The following is a 342-nucleotide window of genomic DNA, read 5'->3' as shown; positions in this document are numbered from 1 at the left end:
AAAGGTGTGTATTGTTTTTCGAGTTGCCCCGGTTCGTTGGGGTGCCGATTCTCCGGTGTGGGTTGCCTGTTGTGGGTGGTTTGTGTCGGTGGTTTGGTGGTGTGGGTCACGGTTTGTGGTTTGCGTTGCCGGGCGGGGTCGGGTATATTTGAGAAGTTGCTCCGGCGCTGATCGCCACGGAATTGTGTGTTGGGTTTCGGGTGTGTTGGTCGGGTGTGGTTGTTGTTTGAGAACTCAATAGTGTGCCAAGTTTTATTGATACCAATTGTTTGTTGATTGGTTATTGGATCGTCTGCTGCCGCCCCTGTGGTGGTGGATGGTTTTTTAGCTGGTTTCGAATTT

1 protein-coding gene is annotated in these 342 nt (G+C 51.2%); it reads right to left on the bottom strand.

Annotated features, from left to right (window positions below):
* A partial coding sequence (locus tag AB4Y80_RS16980) for a hypothetical protein (protein WP_442215507.1) occupies positions 1-342 on the bottom strand: 342 nt, incomplete at both ends.

Origin of the sequence: Specibacter sp. RAF43 (assembly GCF_052114065.1) — a bacterium.
GTDB lineage: Bacteria > Actinomycetota > Actinomycetes > Actinomycetales > Micrococcaceae > Specibacter.
This window is presented reverse-complemented; position numbering and strand designations above follow the sequence as displayed.